The organism is Zoogloea sp. GW822-FHT05C07, from assembly GCF_058800215.1.
Genome location: NZ_CM179510.1, coordinates 5081304 through 5102087 on the forward strand (window position 1 = coordinate 5081304; position 20784 = coordinate 5102087).

General features: G+C 63.8%; 14 protein-coding genes. 2 read left to right on the forward strand and 12 right to left on the reverse strand.

Annotated elements, in window-relative coordinates; translation table 11 throughout:
- Nucleotides 1-8: 8 nt before the first annotated feature.
- From AC3QL2_RS23380 to AC3QL2_RS23405, 6 genes are all read right to left on the reverse strand, one after another.
- A complete protein-coding gene (locus AC3QL2_RS23380; RefSeq protein ID WP_493236281.1) occupies nt 9-1217 on the reverse strand; it encodes an acetyl-CoA C-acetyltransferase in 1209 nt (402 codons plus the stop codon).
- Nucleotides 1218-1476: 259 nt separating this feature from the next.
- A complete protein-coding gene (locus tag AC3QL2_RS23385; RefSeq protein ID WP_493236283.1) occupies nt 1477-2622 on the reverse strand; it encodes a helix-turn-helix transcriptional regulator in 1146 nt (381 codons plus the stop codon).
- Between the two features lie 111 nt (nt 2623-2733).
- Nucleotides 2734-3678 (reverse strand): electron transfer flavoprotein subunit alpha/FixB family protein, encoded by a 945-nt coding sequence (locus AC3QL2_RS23390; RefSeq protein WP_493236284.1) that lies wholly within the window; start codon nt 3676-3678, stop codon nt 2734-2736.
- A gap of 2 nt (nt 3679-3680) precedes the next feature.
- Nucleotides 3681-4430, reverse strand: a complete 750-nt coding sequence (locus AC3QL2_RS23395) for an electron transfer flavoprotein subunit beta/FixA family protein (protein WP_493236286.1) — start codon at nt 4428-4430, stop codon at nt 3681-3683.
- Between the two features lie 116 nt (nt 4431-4546).
- Nucleotides 4547-5590 (reverse strand): 2Fe-2S iron-sulfur cluster-binding protein, encoded by a 1044-nt coding sequence (locus AC3QL2_RS23400; RefSeq protein WP_493236287.1) that lies wholly within the window; start codon nt 5588-5590, stop codon nt 4547-4549.
- Between the two features lie 24 nt (nt 5591-5614).
- Nucleotides 5615-6838 (reverse strand): acyl-CoA dehydrogenase family protein, encoded by a 1224-nt coding sequence (locus AC3QL2_RS23405; protein WP_493236288.1) that lies wholly within the window; start codon nt 6836-6838, stop codon nt 5615-5617.
- Nucleotides 6839-7141: 303 nt separating this feature from the next.
- Between AC3QL2_RS23405 and AC3QL2_RS23410 the strand changes: the two genes are divergently transcribed.
- Together AC3QL2_RS23410 and AC3QL2_RS23415 are read left to right on the forward strand one after the other, a co-directional pair.
- The gene (locus tag AC3QL2_RS23410; RefSeq protein WP_493236290.1) at nt 7142-8146 is read left to right on the forward strand and encodes a WD40/YVTN/BNR-like repeat-containing protein; all 1005 of its coding nucleotides are present in this window, start codon (nt 7142-7144) and stop codon (nt 8144-8146) included.
- Nucleotides 8143-10518, forward strand: a complete 2376-nt coding sequence (locus AC3QL2_RS23415) for an efflux RND transporter permease subunit (RefSeq protein WP_493236292.1) — start codon at nt 8143-8145, stop codon at nt 10516-10518. Before AC3QL2_RS23410 ends, AC3QL2_RS23415 begins: the two co-directional genes overlap by 4 nt.
- 51 nt (nt 10519-10569) lie before the next feature.
- On the opposite strand, the gene AC3QL2_RS23420 is transcribed toward AC3QL2_RS23415, so the two are convergent.
- The 6 genes from AC3QL2_RS23420 to AC3QL2_RS23445 form a co-directional block, all read right to left on the reverse strand.
- Nucleotides 10570-13848, reverse strand: coding sequence for a type I restriction endonuclease subunit R (locus AC3QL2_RS23420; RefSeq protein WP_493236293.1), 3279 nt, complete (start codon nt 13846-13848; stop codon nt 10570-10572).
- A 282-nt stretch (nt 13849-14130) separates the two neighbouring features.
- Nucleotides 14131-15225 (reverse strand): IS5 family transposase, encoded by a 1095-nt coding sequence (locus AC3QL2_RS23425; protein WP_493240271.1) that lies wholly within the window; start codon nt 15223-15225, stop codon nt 14131-14133.
- Between the two features lie 80 nt (nt 15226-15305).
- Nucleotides 15306-16126, reverse strand: a protein-coding gene (locus AC3QL2_RS23430) for an IS5 family transposase (RefSeq protein ID WP_493240313.1) whose coding sequence is annotated in 2 segments (ribosomal slippage) — nt 15306-15778 and nt 15778-16126 — 822 coding nt in all. Because the reading frame shifts where the segments join, the coding sequence is not laid out codon by codon here.
- Nucleotides 16020-17432 carry a restriction endonuclease subunit S gene (locus tag AC3QL2_RS23435; RefSeq protein WP_493240315.1) on the reverse strand — a complete coding sequence of 471 codons (1413 nt, stop codon included), beginning with the start codon at nt 17430-17432 and terminating at the stop codon, nt 16020-16022. The genes AC3QL2_RS23430 and AC3QL2_RS23435 overlap by 107 nt, the downstream gene beginning before the upstream one ends.
- The gene (locus AC3QL2_RS23440) at nt 17429-18436 is read right to left on the reverse strand and encodes a PDDEXK nuclease domain-containing protein (RefSeq protein WP_493235684.1); all 1008 of its coding nucleotides are present in this window, start codon (nt 18434-18436) and stop codon (nt 17429-17431) included. The genes AC3QL2_RS23435 and AC3QL2_RS23440 overlap by 4 nt, the downstream gene beginning before the upstream one ends.
- On the reverse strand, nt 18433-20757 hold the full coding sequence (locus tag AC3QL2_RS23445; protein WP_493235685.1) for a type I restriction-modification system subunit M: 2325 nt from the start codon (nt 20755-20757) through the stop codon (nt 18433-18435). The genes AC3QL2_RS23440 and AC3QL2_RS23445 overlap by 4 nt, the downstream gene beginning before the upstream one ends.
- Nucleotides 20758-20784: the final 27 nt, after the last annotated feature.

The window sequence follows — 20784 nt, forward strand, 5'->3', positions numbered from 1 at the left end:
TTCCGTGCTCACACGCGTTCGATGAGGGTCGCCGAGGCCATGCCGGCCGCTTCGCACAGGCTGACGAGGCCGGTGGCCACGTCCTGCCGCTCCATCTCGTCGAGCAGCGTGCCGAGGATCATGGCGCCGGTGGCGCCGAGGGGATGGCCCATCGCGATGGCCCCACCATTGACGTTGATCCGTTCGTGGGCGACGCCCATCTCGGCCAGGAAGGCCAGCACCACCGAGGAGAAAGCCTCGTTGAGCTCCCACAGGCCCACGTCGCCCGTTGCCATGCGCGCCTTGCGCAGCGCCAGGCGGGCGGCAGCAGCCGGCCCGTCAAGCATCAGGGTTGGCTCGGAGCCCACCGTCACCGCAGCGCGGATGCGGGCGCGGGGCTTGAGGCCCAGGCGCTCGCCGACTTCCCGGTTGCCCACCAGTACTGCCGCGGCGCCATCAACGATGCCGGAGCTGTTGCCGGCGTGATGGACGTGCTCGATGCGCTCGAACTGCGGGTAGCGCTGCAGCGCGATGCCATCAAAGCCGGCCTTGGCGCCCATCTCGGCAAAGGCCGGCTTGAGGGCGCCGAGGGCTTCCAGCGTCGTATCGCCGCGGACGATCTCGTCGCGCGCCAGCAGCGGCAGACCGAGAATGTCCTTCACTGCCACCACCGAGCGGTCGAAGCGCCCTTCCGCCCACGCCTGGGCGGCGCGGCGCTGGCTCTCCACCGCGTAGGCGTCGCAGTCCTGGCGGCTGAAGCCGTACTTGCTCGCCAGCAGATCGGCGCTGATGCCCTGCATCACGAAATAGGTCTTGAAGGCCACCTGCGGGTCGGTTGCCCAGGCGCCGCCGTCGGCCCCCATCGGCACGCGGGACATGCTCTCAACACCGCCGCCGATGGCCAGGTCGATCTGGCCGGCGCCGACCTTGGCGGTCGCGAAATTGACCGCCTCCAGGCCCGAGCCGCAGTAGCGGTTGAGTTGCACGCCCGGCACGCTCTGCGCGAAATCCGCATTCAGTGCGGCGATGCGGGCGATGTTGCCGCCCTGCTCGCCCACCGGCACCACGCAGCCCAGGATCACATCCTCCACCAGCGCACTGTCGAAACCGCTGCGCGCACGCAGGGCCTGCAGCACCTGGCTGGCCAGGTTGACGGGCGTGACCTCGTGCAGCGCGCCATCCGGCTTGCCCTTGCCGCGGGGCGTGCGCACGTGGTCGTAGATGAAGACATCGGTCATTGAGTGTTATCCCCAGAGAATCCGCCCTTGAGCGGCGACGATTCAGTATCCCAACGAGGGAATTGCACAAACATCGTCCGCCCGGACTAGGGTCGGCGCCTGGCCAACCCCTAAGATCGGACGGGGCGCCGTCCACGCTGGCCGGACGCCGTACAGCAGGCGTGACAAAACCCCGCGGCACCCGAAGGGGTGCGGCGGGGATCGATGGCGGAACGACAGAAGGCCCAGGCCATGTGCGGCCGGGCTGAAGGGCTTGCGATCAGCGGTGGCTGAGGGGTGCCACGCTGTTGAGCATGATGCGCACCAGCTCGGTCTGCCGGCGCACACCGGTTTTCGAGAAGATCGAACGCAGATGGGCGCGGGCGGTATTGCGCCGGATGTTGAGGGCTTCCGCCGCCTCTTCCAGCGACAGGCCGTTGGCCAGCTCCATCGCCAGCGCGGTTTCCGCCGGGGTGAGGTTGAAGAGCTGCTTGGCCACCGTGGTGCTGGCCAGGGACTTGCCCGCCGCATCGCGGATATAGACGATGGCCGCCGGCTGGCCCTTGCCTTCCGCCCATTCGCTGGACGGCACCGCCTCCACCACCACGCCAAGGTTCACCTGCCCGGACGGGCGGGAGATCGAGATCGCCTCGGCGGGCACCAGGCGCTCGCCCCCTTGCCGCGAGAAGGCGCTGCGGATGAGCTGCTGCAGGCCGCGGTTGTCGCTCGGATAGGTGGCCTCCAGCCTGCCGCCGACCAGCTTGAGGCCATCGCCGCTATCGAGGATTTCCTGGGCGATCAGGTTCTGGTCGAGCACCTTGCCGGTCTCGTCGAGGACGATCGTGGCCACCGACAGGCGGCCGATGGCCTTGGAATACAGGGTGCCGAGGGATTCGCTGCGGTCGAGCAGGTTATGCACCTGCAGGGCCCGCCGCAGGTGCGGGATGAGCGTCTGGCACAGGCGCCGCTCGTGCTCGTTGAACGGCGGCGCGCCTTCGGGCCGGGTCAGTCGGAAGCGCAGCTTGCCGGCCTCCGGCGTGGCGATATCGGCCCCCATCACGTGGAAGACGCCGTGGGGTTCGCACCAGTGCTGGTAATAGGCGCTCTGCCGCCACTCGGACTCGCTCATCAGGTCTTCGACGGTGAACACCTTGTCGGCCGGCTGGTTCACGAAGGGCGTCGTGGTGTGCTGGTAGGTGTGATAGACCACCTTGCCGCCGATACCGCCCGGCAGTTCGCCGACCGAGATCATCAAGCCCACATCGGTGACGTCGGGCACCCGGAGGATCAGTGTCACGAAATTGGCGGCGAACAGCTCCCGCAGGGCTTCCAGCGCGGTTCCCCAACGCCGGCTGTCGAGGGCCGCATCGTAGAGTCCCCCCACGATGCGGTCGTACACCGCCATGTCCAGTTCAATCTCTGCCACGTCACCTCTCCTCCGGTCATGCTTTTGTTTTATATGTTTGTTCTGCCGCTTCGCTCTTTCTTCCTGGCATCCCGCGGGGGCCGGCTGGGTACAGCCCGGCCCTGGGGACGCTCAGCTGGCGAGGCTGGCAGTCAGTTGCGGTACTGCTTCAAACAGGTCGCCGACCAGACCGTAGTCGGCCACCTGGAAGATCGGCGCATCCGGATCCTTGTTGATCGCGACGATCACCTTCGAATCCTTCATGCCGGCCAGGTGCTGGATGGCGCCGGAGATGCCGACCGCCAGGTACAGCCCCGGCGCGACGATCTTGCCGGTCTGGCCGACCTGGTAGTCGTTGGGCACGTAGCCCGCGTCCACCGCCGCCCGCGAAGCCCCCAACGCCGCGCCGAGCCGGTCGGCCAGCGGCGCCAGCACCTGCTGGTAGTTGTCGCCATTGCCCAGCCCGCGCCCGCCCGACACCACGATAGCAGCAGAACCCAGTTCGGGGCGCTCCGATTTGCTGAGCGCCCGGCCCACCAGGCGCGACAGACCCAGGTCGGCCTCGGCCTGGCCTTCTTCCACCGCTGCGGCACCGCCCGTTGCGGCCACCGCGTCGAAGGACGTCGGCCGCACGGTCAGCACCTGCACGGGCTCGTCGGACTCCACCGACACCAGCACGTTGCCGGCGTAGATCGGCCGTACATAACGGCCGACCGCGGCAATCGACACCACGTCGGACACCGGCGCCACATCCAGCAGCGCCGCCACGCGGGGAGCGAGATTCTTCCCAAAAGCCGATGCCGCCGCAAGCACCGCGCCGTATGACTTTGTACGTACTTGTGCGACCACCAGCGCGGCCAGGTTCTCGGCCAACTGATCCTTGTAGGCCGGCGCATCGACGAGGATCACGCGGGCCACGCCCGCGACAGCCGCAGCCCCATCGGCCACAGCGCGGCAGTCCTGCCCGGCAACCAGCAGATCCACCTCGCCACCGAGCCTTGCGGCGGCAGCCAGGATATTGAGGGTGGCCGGCGCCAGCGCGGCACTGTCGTGTTCGGCAATAACCAGAGTCTTCATGTTCAGATCACCTTGGCTTCGTTCTTCAGGCGGGAGACCAGCTCGGCCACGTCGGCCACGCGGATACCGGCCTTGCGGGCCTCGGGTTCGGCGTGGCGGGTATGGCGCAGGCGCGGCACGACGTCCACGCCCAGCGCGCCGGCAGGCAGCACCTCCAGCGGCTTCTTCTTGGCTTTCATGATGTTGGGGAGCGTCGCGTAGCGCGGCTCGTTGAGGCGCAGATCGGCGGTGACGACCGCCGGCAGCTCCAGCGCCAGGGTCTCCAGGCCGCCGTCCACTTCGCGGGTGACTTCGAGTGTCCGGCCGCTCACCACCAGCTTCGACGCAAAGGTGGCCTGGCCGCGCCCCATCAGCGCGGCGAGGATCTGGCCGGTCTGGTTGGCGTCGTCGTCGATGGCCTGCTTGCCGCAGATCACCAGGTCCGGCTGCTCCTTGTCGGCCACAGCCTTGAGCAGCTTGGCGACCGCCAGCGGCTGCAGTTCGGCGTCAGTCTCCACGAGGATCGCCCGGTCGGCGCCCATCGCCAGCGCGGTGCGCAGGGTTTCCTGGCAGGCGGTCGGGCCGCAGCTCACGGCGACGACTTCGGTAGCCATATTGGCCTCGCGCAGGCGCACGGCCTCTTCCACGGCGATCTCGTCGAAGGGGTTGATGGCCATCTTCACGCCGGCCAGTTCCACGCCCGAGCCGTCGCCGCGGACGCGGACCTTCACGTTGTAATCCACTACCCGTTTGACGGGGACCAATATCTTCACGTCGCTTCTCCTTGCTGGGTTTGCCCGGGAGCAGGCGCGGGCCTCTCCCCGGAACCCAGCTTACGGAGCGCGTGATGGCGCGCCATCGTCCGACAGGACTACGGGCGCCAGACGCATCAGCCGGGGAAGCGGACGCGGAGCTTGCCGCTCAGCGGAACGGCCTGGCAGCTCAGGGTCCATGAGCGGGCCAGATCCTTGTCGTCGAGCACCTCGTTGTGGCGCAGGTGCACTTCGCCCTCCTGCACCTGGCACATGCACGACGCGCACAGGCCGGCCCGGCAGGAATGAGGCGCCGGCAGACCGGCCCGCAGCGCGGCGTCGAGCAGGGTTTCGCTGGCACCGCAGTCGATGGTGTGCGTCACGCCGTCCAGCAGCACTTCCAGCTCGGCACGCTCGACCGCCGGCGGGCCGGCTTCCACGTCGGCCGCCAGCGCAGCGCCGTCCTCCTCGTCCGGCAGCGACAGGAAACGCTCCACGTGAATGCGTTCCTCCGGCAGTCCGGCGTGGACGAGTGCCGTCGCCATCGCGTCCATGAACGGGCCCGGGCCGCAGATGAAGGCCTGGGCATCCGGAAGATCACGCCCGAAGGCCGCCAGCTGCGCCACCGACGGCGTGCCCTGCACGGAATCCAGCCAGTGAATCACCTGCAAGCGCTCCGGATGCGCCGTGGCCAGGGCCTTCAGCGCATCGCGGAAGATCACCGAAACCTCGTCCCGGTTGGCGTAGAACAGGCGCACCCTGCCCTGCCCGTTCGCCAGCACCGCGCGCAGGATCGAGAAGACCGGCGTGATGCCACTGCCGCCGGCGCACAGCAGGAAGTCACCATCCAGCATCTTGGGGGTAAACACCCCGGCCGGCGCCATCACTTCAAGGCTGTCGCCCGGCTTGATCCGGTCACACAGCCAGTTGGAACCCCGCCCGCCGGCCACCCGCTTGACGGTGACCCGCAGGCGCGCGTCCAGCCCCGGCGTGCTGGACATGGAGTAGCAGCGCGGCAGGTGCCGCCCGCCCACCGGCAGGCGCAGGGTGAGGAACTGCCCCGGCCGGTAGCGGAACTGCTCGGCCAGGTCCGGCGGTACGTCGAAGCTGAAGGAGCGGGCGTCGGCGGTTTCGTCGCTCACCTCGGCGACGGTGAGGCGGTGGTAGCGGGCGGCGTTCATCTCATCCTGCCTTGTCGTTGCCGCTCAGACGAAGGCGTCCATGTTCGGCAGGCCGAGCATCACCGCACCGTGGGCGCGGGCATAGGCGTCCGAGTTGTTGGCGATGTGGGCGCGGGCTTGGTGGATGTCGCGGAAGACCCGCTCGACCGGATTGCTGCGGTAGGTGCCGGACGCCGCACAGGCACGCATCAGCTCGCTGGCTGCCGCCGCGCACAGCTTGGGCACCTGGGAGGCCTGGGCGCGCTGCATCAGGCGCTCCTCCACCGGCATGCGCTCGCCGGTCTTGGCGCAATCGACGATGCGGGCGTAGTTGCGGAACAGCACCAGCTTGAGCTGGTCGGCGGTCATCATCGCCTCGCAGACCGCCATCTGGGCATTCACGTCCTCGGCGGTCTTGGCGCCGTGCTTGCCCACGTGGGCTGCAGCACGCTCGCGGAAATGGGCGATCGCACCCTCAAGGGCGCCGAGACAGGCCGACGACACCGCACGCTGGAAAACCTGCGTGAACGGGATGCGGTACAGCCAGCCCGGATTGGTGTCACGACCGGGGCAGCCCGCATCGCTGTGGTCATTGGTGCGCTGGGTGCGGTGCTCGGGCACGAAGGCGTTTTCGACGACGATGTCGTGGCTGCCGGTGGCGCGCAGGCCCAGCACGTCCCAGTTGTGCTCGACACGGAAATCCGACTTCGGCAGCAGGAAAGTGGTGTGCTCGAAGCCCTCGCCACCGTCCCGGCGCGGCAGCAGACCGCCGAGGAAGATCCACTCGCAGTGCTCGACGCCGCTCGAGAAACCCCAGCGACCGGAGAAGCGGTAGCCGCCCTCGACCTTCTCGGCCTTGCCGACCGGCATGTAGGTGGAGGCGATCAGCGTGCCGTTGTCCTTGCCCCACACATCCTTCTGGGCCTGCTCGGGGAACAGCGGCAGCTGCCAGTTGTGCACGCCGATCACGCCGTAGATCCAGGCGGTGGACATGCAGCCTTCGGCCAGCGCCATCTGCACCCGGTAGAAGACCCGCGGGTCCAGCTCGTAGCCGCCCCAGCGACGGGGCTGGAGCACGCGGAACAGCCCGGCTTCGGCCATCTCGCGCACAGACTCGGCCGGCACGATGCCCTTGCTCTCGGCGTCGCGGGCCCGCTCGGCCAGCCTCGGCGCCAGGGCCTTCGCCCGGGCGATCAACTCGACCGCCTCCGGGCTCATGTAGTCGTCTGCATGCACATCCATCTCCTGCTCCTTCGTCACTGCGTTCATGGTCTTCCCTCGTCGGTCAAGGCGGACAGCGGAAATGCTGTGGCCAGTCAAACACTTCGATGGCGCCAAGCGTTCCACAGCGGGGAGTGGCGATTCATCGTCTGAACGGACTAACGCCTGCGGCCGCGGAAGGCCGCCGGGCGTGACGGGAAGGAATTGGGCAGGAACCGGCATGCGCGGCGCCCATCCGCACTAAGCCTTTTGGACGATGCCGCGGAAATGGGGGCGCCAATAATTCAGCCACTCGACGAAGAGAGTCGCGTCATCCGAGGCCCCTGGCCCCCAGCCCGAAAGGAGACACCCGTGCGAACCCACGTTGGCATGGCATTGACCGCGGTCGTCGCGGCCGCCGGCATATTTGCCTTTTCCCCGCGCAGCACGCCCCCGTTCCGCCCGACCGATCTACCGGTGGACAAGATGCAGCTCAACAGCCTCGTGCGCACCCAGGCCGGCCTCGTCACCGCCGGTGAGCTGGGCATGATCCTGGTCTCCCGCGACGAGGGCCGCAGCTGGCAGGCGGCCCACGTCCCGCAGGACCGCCAGGCCGTGATCACCCGCATGGTGTTCGCCGCCAACGGCACCGGCCTGGCCCTCGGCCACGAGGGCTGGATCCTGCGCAGCACCGATGGAGGGCGCAGCTGGCAGGAGAGCGCCTTCACCCAGTCGAATGGCGAACCGTTGATGAGCGCAGCCCGCCTGCCGTCCGGCGAATGGCTCGCGGTCGGCGCCTTCGGCCGCGTGCTGCGCTCCACCGACGACGGCCACAGCTGGCTGCCGTATGAGATCCCCGGCCTCAGCGACTGGCACCTGAACAGCATCGCCGGCTCTGCCGACGGCCAGCAGTGGCTGATCGCCGGGGAGGCCGGCACCCTGCTCCGCTCCGACGATGGCGGCCGCAGCTGGAGCGTGGTGCCACCCTTCTACAACGGCTCCATCTACGGCACCGCCGATCTCGGCGACGGCCGCTGGGTGGCCTACGGCATGCGCGGCAAGGTCTTCCACAGCGAGGACGGCGGACGCAACTGGCAGGCCTCCAGCCTGCCCGGCCCGATCTCCACCTACAGCCATGCGGTCGGTGCCGACGGCAGCCTGCTGCTGGCCGGCCAGGGCGGCATGGTCCTCGCCAGCCACGACGGCGGACGCAGCTTCAACATCGTGCGCAAGGAAGGCCGTGCCAGCCTCACCGGCCTGCAGGCCCTCGGCGATGGCAGCTGGCTGATCAGCAGCGACGGCGGCCTGCAGCGCTACCGACCCACAACCCATGCGGCCGCCGCCACCCGGCCCTCGATTTCCGGAGCCTCCTCATGAGCGCAAGCATGACCCGCACCGATGCCCTGGTGGCCTTCCTGGCCCGAATGCTGATCACATGGCGCAGGCCGCTCGGCATCCTCTTCCTGCTGATCACCGTCGGCCTCGGCTTCTCGGCCACGCATACCCGGCTGGACCCGGGCTTCAACAAACTGATCCCGATGTCCCACCCTTACATGAAGGCCTTCCTGGAGTACTCGGGCGTCTTCTCCGGGGCCAACCGGATCATGCTCAGCGTGCGCTGGAAGGGTGAAGGCGACATCTACAACCCGGAGTTCATGCAGGCCCTGCACAAGGTGACCGACGAGGTCTTCTTCACCCCCGGCATCAACCGGGGCGAGGTGCGCTCCCTGTACACCCCGAACGTGCGCTACATCGAAGTCACCGAGGACGGCTTCACCGGCGACGTGGTAATCCCCTCCCATTTCGAGGCCGACGCCGCCGGCCTCGCCCAGGTGCGCGCCAACGTGGCCAAGTCTGGCCAGATCGGCCGCCTGGTGGCCAACGATCTGAAATCGGCGCTGGTCCAGGCCGACCTGCTGGAGATCAACCCCCAGACCGGCCAGAAGCTCGACTACGCCAGCGTCGCCGAAAAGCTCGAAGCCATCCGCGCGCACCACGCCGGCAAGAACATCGACATCCAGATCGTCGGCTTCGCCAAGGTAATGGGCGACGTGATGGCCGGCCTGAGCACCGTGGTGGCCTTCTTCGCCATCGCCTTCGCGGTGACCACGCTGCTGCTGTGGCTGTACTCCCGCTCGATCCGCCTGACCCTGCTGGCCATCACCGTGGCCCTGCTGCCGGTGATCTGGCTGCTCGGCGTGCTGCCGCTGATCGGCTACGGCATCGACCCGATGTCGGTGCTGGTGCCCTTCCTGATCTTCTCCATCGGCGTGTCCCACGCGGTGCAGATGACCAACGCCTGGAAGCAGGACGTGCTCGACGGCCAGACCGCCATGGACGCCGCCGAGGGCGCCTTCCGCAAGCTCGCCATCCCCGGCACCATGGCCCTGCTGGCCAATGCGCTGGGCTTCCTGGTGATCATGCTGATCGACATCCCCATCGTGCGGGAGCTGGGCATCACTGCCTGCCTCGGCGTGGGCATCATGATCATGACCAACAAGATGTTCATGCCCATCGTGCTGAGCCACCTGCGCCTGGAGCGCATGGCCCTCGGCGCGCCCACCGAGCCGGGTGGCCGCCACGGCCTGTGGTGGAAGCTGTCGGCCCTGTCGCTACCGCGCCCGGCGCTCGCCACCTTCGCGGTGATGCTGGTGCTGCTGGCCGGCGCCACCTGGGAATCCCGCCACCTGCAGACCGGCGACGTGGGCAGCGGCGTGCCCGAACTGCGCCCGGACTCCCGCTACAACCGGGACAACGCCCAGATCATCCGCGACTACTCCATCGGCATGGACGTGCTGTCGGTGTACGTGGATACCGAGAACCTCACCGAAGCCTGTCTCGACTGGAAGGTGATGAACGCCGTGGAACGCTTCGACTTCCATATGCGCGGCGTCGAAGGCGTGCAGTCGGTGAGCACCGTAGCCGGGATGGCCAAGCTCTACGCCGCCGGCAACAACGAGGCCAACCCGCGCTGGGCCGGCCTGCAGCGCACCGAGGCGGCCCTGCGCACCGGCGCCGCCCGCGCCGCCAACCCGGAATTCGGCCTCAACTCGCCCGGCTGCAAGACCATCAACCTGCTGGTGTACCTGAAGGACCACCAGGGCCCGACCCTCGCCCACGTGGTGAAGGAAGTGCGCCGCTTCATCGATGCCGAGACCACGCCGGGCGTGCATTTCCGCCTTGCCGGCGGCAATGCCGGCGTCGCCGCCGCCACCAACGAAGCGGTGGAACAGGCCGAGGTGCAGATGCTGGTGTCGATCTTCGGCGCCATCACGCTGCTGTGCTGGATCACCTTCCGCTCCTGGCGCGCCGTGTTGTGCGTGATCGTGCCGCTGGTGCTGGTGACCATCATGTGCAACGCGCTGATGGCCGTGCTCGGCATCGGCCTCAAGGTGGCCACGCTGCCGGTGATCGCACTGGGCGTTGGCGTCGGCGTGGACTACGGCATCTACATCTACGAGCGCCTGCAGCACGAGATGGCCGACCGCGGCTGTGACCTGCGCGAAGCCTTCTACGAGGCCATGCGCCAGCGCGGCACGGCCGCCGTATTCACCGCGGTAACGATGTCCATCGGCGTCGGCACCTGGGCCTTCTCGGCACTCAAGTTCCAGGCCGACATGGGCATCCTGCTGGCCTTCATGTTCCTGGTGAACGTGCTCGGCGCGATCTTCCTGCTGCCGGCCCTAGCCGTGTGGCTGGGGGTGGGTGAGACGCGCCAGCGGCGGGCGGCGGCGCTGGTGGCGCCGTAAGCTGAAGTGACACGCGGCGCGGAGCCTGTTCCGGTCCGCGCCGCATGTCGCTTACTTGGCCGGATTCGCCTTTCCGGCAATCAACAAATCAAACACGATCCGCGCAAAACCCACCGCCTTCTTCGGGTCAGCCAATAGCTGCATCATCTGATTCTGATGAGCGGCGCCGCTGTCCATGATCGCGTCGTCAACAGCCCTGGAAAAGTCGCCCAGCAAGGCTTGTTCCGTGGAGTTGTTTTCGATCTGCTTCATCACGATCTCGTTTTCACCGACCTTGTCGCGAATGGTGTAGGCGTAATTCACCATATCCCTGTCCGTCAGCTGGTCGGCCACAAAGATCTCGTTCAGGCGGGTGATGATCTGCGACAGAAACTCTTCCTTCCTGTCGCGGGGCTTGGCCGTACCCAGGCCCTCACCCGGCTCCAGCTTGTACTCACCCGTGTTCTCCTTGAGCACCAGATCCTGCTGGCGGATCCTGGCGACGCGATAGTGGCTGAGCACCACGTTGTCGAGGTCGACCTCGTCCTCCTCGATCAGGGTTTCACGCAGCATGTGCCGCAGGTTGCGGGCGTACAGGCTGAGCTTTTCCAGGGCCGTGTCGTCGTAATCGACGATCTGCGACATGAATTCATAGAAGCGCACGAAGGTGCCCAGGTCCTTCTTGAAGATTTCCAGGGCATCCTTTTCCTTCTGGCACTCCTTCAGGCAATTCTCGGCGTTGGTGATCAGCACCGTGTCGCCGGTCTTCTTGGTACGCTCGAACATCGTCTTCGCGTCCTTGAAGGCCTCGACGGCTGATTTGTAACGCTGTTGCCAGCGTTGCACCGCCGGTTTGCAGATATTGGCGATGGCCGCGTTGCTCTTGTTCTTCACGTAGAACGCCGCGCAGAACTGCTCCACTTCCTGCCAGGTGAAGATACCCGCCGTCCGCAGCTTGTCGTGCAAGGTGAAGATCAGATTGGGGTCGGAGACATCGGCCAGTTCCGCCGTCTGGTAATAGGGCTGGAACGCACCGAGGATGTCTTCCGGCTCGTTGAAGAAATCGAGCACGTAGGTGCCGGTCTCGGCCTTGTTCGGGTAGGTGCGGTTCAGGCGCGACAGCGTCTGCACGCATTCCACGCCGGCCAGCTTCTTGTCCACGTACATCGCGCACAGCTTGGGCTGGTCGAAGCCGGTCTGGAATTTGTTGGCGACGATCATCACCTGGTAGTCGTCCGAATCGAAGGCCTTGCGCATGTCGCGGCCCTTCAGGTTCGCGTTCATGTTGCCTTCGGTGAATTGCCTGCCGATCAGCTCTGTGGCGTTCGGGTCCTTGTCGTTAAAGGCCACCTCGCCCGAGAAAGCGACTATGGCGTGGATCTTCTGGTAGCCCTTGTCCGCAATGTAGCCGTCGAAGCACTGCTTGTAGCGCACCGCCTCCTTGCGCGAGCTGGTCACCACCATTGCCTTGGCCTGTCCACCGAGCAGGCCTAGCACGTTGTCCCGGAAGTGTTCGACGATCAGTTTCACCTTCTGCGCGATGTTGTGATCGTGCAGCCGCACCCACTGGTTGAGCTTGACGCGGGCGCGCTTGCTGTCGACCTCCTGGTCCGCCTCCTGGATCTTCAGCGCCAGCTTGTACGCCACCTTGTAGTTGGTGTAGTTGCGCAGCACATCGAGAATGAATCCCTCCTCAATGGCCTGGCGCATGCTGTAAACGTGGAAGGCCGCCGGCTTGTTGGTGCTGGATGCCACCTCGTCCGGACGGGGCCGACGACCGAACAGCTCCAGCGTTTTCGGCTTCGGCGTGGCGGTAAAGGCGAAGAAGCTCAGGTTGCCGGAACCGGGACGCGAGGCGACGGTAGCGGCGATGATGTCGTCGCTGTCCAGCTCCACTTCCGGGTCTTCGCCCGCATCCTTCATCAGCACTTCCTTCAACTGCCGCGCCGTCGAGCCGCTCTGCGAGGAATGCGCCTCGTCGGCGATGATCGCGTAGCAACGCTCCTTCAGGCTCACGCTGTTCTCGATGGCCTTCAGCACGAAAGGAAAGGTCTGGATGGTGACGATGATGATCGGCTGCGCGCCCTCCAGCGCAGTGGCAAGCTTCTCGGATTTGGAGCCCTCGCCTTCCTTGTTGTTGATGCGCCCCACCACGCCGTCGGCGTGCTCGAACTGGTAGATCGTGTCCTGCAACTGGTCGTCCAGCACCGTGCGGTCGGTGACGACGATTACCGAATGGAACTGCTTGCTGCCGTCGGCCTTGTACAGCGACGAGAGCTGGTGCGCCACCCAGGCAATCGAGTTGGACTTGCCCGACCCGGCGCTGTGCTGGATCAGGTATTTCTGCCCCGGCCCCTCGTTGCGGGCGGCGTCGAGCAGCTTGTTCACCACGTCCCACTGGTGATAGCGCGGGAAGATCAGGCTTTCCTTCTTGTACTTGCGGCCTTCCCAGTCTTCCTTGTCCTCGATCTGCAGGTGCACGTAGCGAGCAAGGATGTTGAGCAGGTTGTCCGGCAGCAGCACCTCGTTCCACAGGTAGTCGGTGGCGTAGCGATTCACGTCCTCCGGCACGTCGTTGCCGGCACCGCCGTCGGCCGTGCCCTTGTTGAAGGGCAGAAAGAAGGTGTTCTCGCCTTCCAGCCGGGTTGCCATGTACACCTCGTACTGACTCACCGCAAAGTGCACCAGCGCACCGCGCTTGAAGTTGAGCAGCGGCTCCGCCTTCTTCGCAACAGGATCGACGGGCAGGCGCGTCGTCTTGTACTGGCGGATTGCCCGATCCACCGACTGCTTGAACTCGGATTTCAGTTCCAGCGTCGCCACCGGCAGGCCATTGACGAACAGCACAAGGTCGATGCGCCAGGCCTTGGCCTTGCCGCCGCCGCGGTTATCCCCCTCCGCCAACTGCGCCGCCGACGCCCACGGGCTATAGACCAGCTCCGGCACCACGCGCAGGCGGTTCTTCGCGTAGCGGGCCAGGGTATCCGGGTTGAGATCGTGCTCGGGCTTGAACTGGCACAAGGAGAGGCGCGCATTGCGGTCGCGCAGCTCGTGACGCAACACGCCCAGGGTACCGAAGCGGCGGCTGTCGGCGTTGGTCGCATTCGGATCGGCCTTGGCCAACTGGCCGGCGACCAGTTCGAGAAATTTCTGTTCGCTGTCCTTCGGATGATTCATGCAGAAACGCTGCCACTGCGCCGGCTGTGTCTCCTGAACGAAGGCCAGTGCATCCTCCGGATACAGCGCCAGCTCGCGGTTGTAATGGTCCGAAGAGCCGAGCAACCAGCCGTGGGCCTGCAATTGCCGGAGGATGTCGTCCTGGAAGATGCGTTCGCTGGCTTGGTCACTCATGGCTGGGGTCGGGGCGGTGGACAGGTTGAAAATCAGGCAGCGGCGGGCTGCCAGTCGCGGACGTCGATCTTGCCGGTGACGGCGGCGGAAATCAGGGCGGTGCGGCGTTCTCTGACTAAGAAGCTCTAACAGGCCGATGCAAAAAGCTCAGACTCCACGTCCAGCCTGAAGCCCGTTGTTTGATCTCTCATGACTTCATTCCCGAAATTGGATTCTCAATCCCATTTTTATGCCCATAGACTGGGCAGGGAAATGGGTTTTCACCCGATTCCAAGTGCCGCTTCATGCCGCACTCCCCATCGTCTGCAATTTCGCAATCCGCAGCAGGTTGTACGCCGCTGCCGACAAATAGGCGGCGATCTGGGTTCGGGCTTCTCCGATGAAACGGGTCTTTCTCATTCCACCCACCGTCTTCAACCACCCGAAGATCTCTTCAACCCGCTTTCTCTTGCGCTGGCTGACCTTGTAGCCTTCGGTGCAGGTCGTCCGTCCATCGAGGCCCGGTGTCTTGCGTCCTTCAATTCGGGCGATATGAGGTTTGATCTTGTGCTCGCGCAAATGCTGGACAAAGTCCTTCACGTGGTAGCCCTTGTCGGCCCCCAGCGTCTTGGGATGAATCCTGCGGCGCCGGGCGCGGGTGAGCAGTTGGCGAGCCGCTTTGTGTTCGGCCATCGTCGCATCGGTGATGAGCAGATCGATACACAGGCCGCTGCGGTTCTCCATGAGCGCATGGCCGCCGTAACTGAGCTTGGCCGGTTGGCCGTTGCCTTTCCTCATGAGCTTCGCGTCGGGATCGGTCGTGCTCCGGTGGGTGGCGTTGGAACGCTTCTCGCCTTTGAAGTCCACCATGCCGGTGCCGTCACCGCCGGGCTTGGGGGGCTCGTCGTCGTCCTTGCGCTTGAAGCTCTTGAAGGATGCCCAAGCGTCGATCAAGGTGCCATCCACGGTGAAGTGATCGGACGACAGCAGCTTGTCCTTGCGGGCCAGACGCACCACTTCGTCAAAGAAACGACGGGCGATGTCCGTTTCCACCAATCGCTCGCGCAGGCGGCTGAAATTGGATTGATCCAATCCACCCGACTCCAGGTCCAGATCGAGAAACCAGCGAAACAGCAGGTTGTAATCGAGTTGCTCACAGAACTGCCGATCCGAGCGCACCGAGTAAAACGCGATCAGCAACTGCGCCTTGAGCAACCGCTCCGGCGGAATCGACGGTCGGCCGCCCTTGGCGTAAAGCCCATCGAGTTCCGCGGAAATCGCCGAGAGTGCCGAGTCGGCCAGTTTCTTCACCGGACGCAGCGGATGATCGGCCGGAATCCGGGACTCGACCGAGAAATAGTGGAACATCGAGGACTGGGGATCGACTTCGCCGCGCATCGGTGCTGTGCCTGGGGTTTGAAGGATACGGCTAGGACAGGTGGGTGGCCGGATCGTTCACTGGGTTCTGCATCAGCCTGCTAACAAAATGAGTTTTCCGCGCAGTTCAGTTTTCGCCAGCAAATAAGGCTGCAGGCGATCTTGATAAAGGCTTCGTGAATGACGGCCAATCGCTCGAATCGGACCCGCAGGCGTCGGTAATTGTGGAGCCAGCCGATGGTTCGCTCGACCACCCAGCGGGTTTTGCCCAAGCCGCTGCCGTGCGGCGTGTTGCGCCGGGCGATCTCGGTCTTGATGCCTTGAGCGTGAAGGGGCCGGCGGTACTTGTCGTGATCGTAGCCACGGTCGGCCTGGATGATGCGGGGCTTGGAGAGTGGGCGCCCCCGCTTGCCACGAATAGGTGGAATGGCTTCGACCAAGGGCAAAAGTTGGGTTACGTCGTTGCGATTGGCGCCGGTCAGGATGACCGCCAACGGAATGCCCTGCGCTTCGGTGATCAGGTGGTGCTTGGAGCCGGGGCGTGCGCGATCGGTGGGATTGGGTCCTGTTTTTGACCCGCACCCACAGCACGAATGGAGGAAGAATCGACGATGCAACGGGACCAATCGATCCTGTCGGCCGTGCGTAAGCGAGCCAGCAGTACCTCATGCAGCCTGTCCCAGACACCCGCTTCCTGCCAGGCACGCAGGCGCCGCCAGCAACTCATGCCCGAGCCGCAGCCCATTTCCTGGGGCAGCATCTCCCAAGGGATGCCGCTTTGCAGGACGAACAGGATGCCGGTCAGAACCGCTCGATCATCGAGCGGCTTGCGCCCCGGATACTTGTTCCGACGGGGCTTGGCGGGAGGTAGCAACGGTCCGATCAAGGCCCACAGATCGTCGTCGAGAAGTGCTTTGGCCATGTCCTCTATTCAAAGAAACAAGGCCGAGGTTAACGAAATTCGACCATCGTGAACAGGGGGAAATGGGTCTTTTTGTTAGGGCTTCTAACTCAATCATTGCTTCTGTCTTCAATACCAAATCATCAATGATGCGTAGTTCGTTGTTCAGCTGATTCACGATAGCCAGTTGCTCCGAAAAAGGAGGTAGCGGCAGGGGCATTCTGTCAAACTGCTCTGTTCTTAGACATTTTGTGCCATGTGCAGAACTCTCCACTAAATCAAGGATGTTATCCCTCAAACCTTTCAAGCAAAAAAGCAAATACTCCCCATTCAGTTGGCCTTGGGGAATCAACGCCTTCATATCCTGATTTATTGTGAGATTGACCTTGGCAATCGCAACAGGAACCGAATGATCCAAAATCATTCCCCGAACAACAATCAATAACGCGCCTGGGCCAATCAGCTTAACGGAGGAGTTTTCAACAGCCGCATGTGAAATACAGTCTTGAGCCGAGTAAATGAAGTCAACCTTCATGTCTTTCGGAGACACCCAAGGAATATCACCTTCCCAGAACTCTGGTTTGTCTTTTGAAGGGGTGCCTCCTCCTGCGAAAGAACAAACATGCCTTGGTTGCGTGATAAACCAATGCGCCGGCACCTCGCCGAGCCATTCCCCCCCGGAATCCTTCATCGGGGCGTTGGGGTTGAGGCCTTTGGTCACGGCATGGCTGATGACCGCTTGGCGCTTTTCCTTGAGCAGTTCAATCAGCCGCTGCTGCTTCTCGATCAGCGAGTCGATTTTCGCGGTTTCGTGGTCGAGGAAGGCAGCAATCTTTTCCTGCTCTGATGATGGAGCATCAGGAATCAGGATATTTTTCATCTCCGAAGCGTTCGTGCTCCACAGATCGGCAACGATGCCTTTTCCGTAACGATAAAACTCTTCTTGAAATGGATAGCTTCTGAGCAAATGATGAGCAAAAGGAGGATGAATTCCTCTCGGGGTCATGACGATGCTGATTAACGAAACCGAACCGTCGTAGCAGGAAACACCCGAAGAGCCTTTCCGGTCAGAACGGCTATTGATAACGAAATCGTCCTTGAGAACCAGCTTGCGGTTATCGCCAGCATCGGTTTTCGCAGCGGTTTCAAGCTGAGGAACGATGCCCTGCATCGTGACGGATAGAGCCGGATAGTCCTCGTCGCTAACCTTCTCGCGCCGCTCTTCAAAAAAGCACCCAAGCCTTTTTGCATCCCAGCTAGAGGGGATTTTGCCAAGCCACTCCACCCCAGAATCCCTGTACTCCGGATAAGCCTTGTACCGACTCACGCCTTGCCTCCCTCGCCGGCATTCGCCGCATAAAACTCATGCAATTTCGCCTGCAGCAGTTTCTTGTCCGGCAACTGGGTCTGGTATTGCGCGACCAGCGCCGGCGACAGCGAGCGGCTCAAGGCGTATTCGACGACTTCGTCGTCCTTGCTAGCGCAGAGCAGCAGGCCGATGGCCGGGTTTTCGTGGGGCTTTTTGTGATCGCGGTCGAGGGCTTCGAGGTAGAAATTGAGCTGCCCGAGGTGTTCGGGCGAGAAGCGGGTGGTCTTCAGTTCGATGGCGACTAGGCAGTTGAGGCCGCGGTGGAAGAACAACAGGTCGAGGGCGAAATCCTGCTTGCCGACTTGCAGCGGGTATTCGCTACCGACGAAACAGAAGTCCCGGCCGAGTTCGAGCAGGAATTGCTTGAGCTGGGCGAGCAGGCCGCGATGCAGGTCGCTTTCGAGGTGCGCAGCGGGCAGGTCGAGAAACTCGACGAGGTAGCTGTCCTTGAACACGCTGCCCGCATCGGGGTGGATTTGTGTCACCAGTGGTGACACTTTTGCCGGAGTAAGGATGGCCCGCTCGAAGAGGGCGGCGTCGTATTGTCGTTCCAGCTCCCGGCTGGACCATTTCTCCTGTGCGGCCATTTTCAAGTAAAACTCGCGCTCTTCCGGGCGCTTGCTCCGGCTCAGGATGATCAGATTGTGGGTCCACGGCAATTGTGTCAGCAGTGCTGTCACTAATTGCGGCTCTGGGTAAGCCTCGTAAAACTGCCGCATGCGGAACAGATTACGGCGGGTGAAGCCTTTCAGCCCTGGCTGCGTGCTGGCGAGATGCTGCGCCAGTTGCTCGGTGACCCCCTCGCCCCATTCGGCGGCCTTGATCTTGCCGCTGAGGTAAGCGCCGACCTGCCAGTAGAGCTCGATCAGCGCGGTGTTGACGGCCTGGTAGGCGCGCTGGCGGGCGCCGGCGATCAGCTGGGTGATTTCGGAAAAGTCCGGGTTCGGCGTCAAGGCGCTCATGAATGCACCTCGCGCAGCAGGGCCATGATCTCGGCACTCACCACGTCCAGATCGGCATCGATCTCCTCCAGCGGGCGCGGTGGCTGGTATTGGTAGAAGTGGCGGTTGAAGGGGATCTCATAGCCGACGATGCCGATCTCGCCATCCTTGGCGTCGCACTTGCTGGCGTCGACCCAGGCGTCCGGCACGTGCGGCTGCACTTCCTTGAGGAAGTAGGCTTCATTGACTTCATTCACCGGGCGGCCCGGGTCGAGGGCAATGTTCTCGAAATCCCGCAGATCGCTGTCGGCCTGGTATTCGATGATCTCCTTGCCGACAGAGAAGAGGCCGTACAGCGGGGCAGCCTTGCCCTTGTGCTGCTTCTTGATCACCTTCTCGGCGGCCGGGTTCTTCCAACTCACCGCATCGGCGATCTGCTTCTTCTCCTTGGCGTCGAGGGTGATGCCGGCCTTCTTGCTGGCGGCCTTCAGCACGTCGTCCCAGGCGTTGAAGTCGTCGGACCGGGACGTGCCGATGGCTTGCTGCAGTTGCCGGGCCTTGAGCAGGACGCGTTTCTGGGCGAGCCAGGTGTCGGCGTCGAGAAGGTCCTTGACCTGCTTTTCCTTCAGGTCGGCAAAGTGGCGCTTGAGGTGGGCGCGGATTTCGTCGGTGTAGGCGCTCAGGTCACCGTAGTGCTGACAGTCCGGCCCGTCTTGCCAATGCTCCCGGCCGTATTCGGCGTAGATCCATTGCATGGCGGAGTTGAGTGCGCCGGACGGGAATCGCAGCGTAGCGATACGTTCATCGCTGAACTGCCAGGAGAGGCGCAGCGGGCGTTCGATGGTGATGCGGCGGTAGCCGAATTCATGTGCCGCGAAAATCTTGCTGGCGAAGGTCTTGGGGGCTTCCGCCTTGGGGTTGGCGGACTGGCGGCCACGACTGCTCTTCTGCTCGGCGGGTTTGTCGACTGCACGGGCTTCGACCACTTCAAAGCGGCCGAAGCAGCGGGTGATGGTCGCTATGTCCCCGTCGTCCATCACGTTGCGCTTGCTGCCCAGGGATTTACGCATCTTGCCGCACAGGTTCACGCCGTTGATGAGCTGAACCTTGCCCTTGCGTTCGCTGGCTTTCTTGTTGGACAGCACCCACACATAGGTCGCGATGCCGGTGTTGTAGAACATGTCGGTGGGCAGTGCGACGATGGCTTCGAGCAGGTCGGCCTCCAGTATGTAGCGGCGGATCTCCGATTCGCCGGAACCGGCGCCACCGGTGAACAGCGGTGAGCCGTTGAGGATGATGCCGATACGCGAGCCACCGTCCTTCGAGTCACGCAGCTTGCTGATGAGGTGCAGCAGGAACAGCAGCGAGCCATCGGAAACCCGAGGCAGGCCAGGGCCGAAGCGGCCGTCGTAGCCTTTGAGGGTGTGTTCGTCGGTGATGTCGCCTTCGATCTTCTTCCAGTCCACGCCGAAGGGCGGGTTGGAGAGCATGTAGTCGAACTTGTCGGCGTAAAGGTGATCGTTGGAGAGGGTGTTGCCGAGCTTGATGTTGCCCACCTCCTGCCCCTTGATGAGCATGTCTGCCTTGCAGATGGCGTAGCTCTCGGGGTTGAGCTCCTGGCCGTAGGCGCGCATCACGGCCTGCGGGTTGAGTTCGTGCACGTATTCCATGCCAGCGGACAGGAAGCCGCCGGTGCCAGCAGTGGGATCGTAGATAGTCCGGATGATCCCGGGCTTGGTCAGCGCCTCGTCATCTTCCATGAACACCAGCGAGGTGGTGAGGCGTACGATGTCGCGAGGCGTAAAGTGCTCGCCGGCCGTCTCGTTCGAGCTTTCGGCAAAGCGGCGGATCAGCTCCTCGAACACCAGGCCCATTTCGTAATTGGAAACAGCGGCAGGACTGAGGTCGGTGGCCCTGACTTTCTGCACGATCTTGTAGAGCAGGTTGGCGTCATCCAGCAGGCCGATGAATTCCGAAAACTTGAAGTGATCGAAAATCTCGCGGGCGTCTTTGGAAAAACACTGGATGTAGCGCTCAAGGTTGGCCTTGATGCCGGCTTCGCCGAGGGTGCCCAGATCCATCGGCGAGGTGTTGAAGAAGGACAAGCCCTTGGTGGCGCGCCGCAGCAGTTTCTCCTGCCCCTCTTCCGGCAGGTTCATCTTCTCGACAACGTCGACCTGCTTGAGCACGGCTTCCTTGCTGGCTTCCAGCACGCATTCGAGGCGACGCAGCAGCGTGAAGGGCAGGATGATGCGGCCGTACTGACTTTGCTTGAAGTCACCGCGAAGCAGATCGGCGAGTGACCAAATATAGGCGGCTAGGTTGTTTGTTTCCTGGGACATATCCGAATGCGATGATTTTCTTCTTGT